Source organism: Streptomyces sp. NPDC050263 (genome assembly GCF_040655955.1).
Taxonomy (GTDB): Bacteria; Actinomycetota; Actinomycetes; order Streptomycetales; family Streptomycetaceae; genus Streptomyces.
In genome coordinates, this window is the sequence record NZ_JBFAKW010000313.1 from 1 (window position 1) to 1,159 (window position 1,159).

Annotated in this window: 2 protein-coding genes; both read left to right on the forward strand. The window is 67.2% G+C overall.

Annotation, left to right across the window (positions count from 1 at the left end; genetic code table 11):
- Positions 1-920, forward strand: a 920-nt coding sequence (locus tag AB0J04_RS46230; protein WP_363174748.1) for an MFS transporter, incomplete at its 5' end; no start/stop codon positions are given.
- Between the two features lie 45 nt (positions 921-965).
- On the forward strand, positions 966-1,159 hold a 194-nt coding region (locus tag AB0J04_RS46235; protein ID WP_363174749.1), incomplete at its 3' end, for a hypothetical protein.

Consider the following 1,159-nt stretch of genomic DNA (forward strand, 5'->3'; position numbering starts at 1 on the left):
CACCGACCGTGGCCAACCTCACGGTGTTCTGGGTCATCGCCTCGGTGGCGTTGAACGCGGCGGCCTCGCCGCTGGGGGCGACTCTCGCCGATCGCATTCCCGAGAGTCGACGCGGCAGCACGTCGGCGTTCGGCGGCTTCGGTTCGTTCCTGGGCGGTGTATTCGGCAGCGTCGGGGCGGGCGCGGCCCTCTCGGCACTCGGTCTGAACAGCTATTTCGTCTTCGCCGCACTGGTCGTGCTGTGCGTCGTGCTCTTCGTGTGGCGGGTGAAGGACGGCTCCTCGCTGGATCTGCACGTGCCGAAGTTCGAGTGGAAGTCGTTCCTTCTCGGCTTCACCTACGCGGTGCGTGATCGGGACTACCGGTGGGTCTGGGTCGCTCGCATCCTGCTCACCTTCGGATACGGAGTCTCAGGGGCCCTCGGCCTGTACATGCTGCAGAGCTATGTGAAGCCCGCCCTCAGCGTGACGGAAGCGACGAAGCTCGTCCCCCTGCTCGCCTTGACGGCACTGCCTGCCACCCTGGTGGCCATTGTCGTCGCGGGCCCGCTCTCCGACCGGTTGCAGCGTCGGAAGGCCTTCGTCTTCGCCGCATCGGTCCTCATGGCGGCGTCCATGGCCATTCCCCTGGTCTCTCCCACGGTTCCCGCACTGTTCGTCCAGGCCGTCGTCGCCGGATTCGCCTTCGGTATCTACATCCCGGTCGATCAGGCGTTGGTCATCGACGTGCTGCCGGACCCCAACGCCTACGGGCGCGACCTCGGTGTGGCGAACCTCGCCACCAACCTGGGCCAGTCGCTCGGTCCGGCCCTCGCCGGAGCGGTCGTGGCGATCACCGGCGGATACACCTTCGTATGGGTGGCCGCACTCGTGTTGGTCGCCCTCGCCACGATCTGCATCCTGCCCGTCCGCAGACGCTGAACTCCTGCTCACCCTCCCAACCCACCGAACAGCTTTAGGGGACACATGCCCGACATCACGACCGCCCTCGACGAACTGACCCTGGAAGAGAAAGCAGGTCTCGGCAGCGGGTCGGACTTCTGGACCACCAGGGCGGCCGGTCGCGTCCCGTCGATCCTGATGACGGACGGACCGCACGGTCTGCGCAAGCAGGAGGGCGCCACCGACCACCTGGCGCTCTCCGGCAGCCTCCCGGCGAC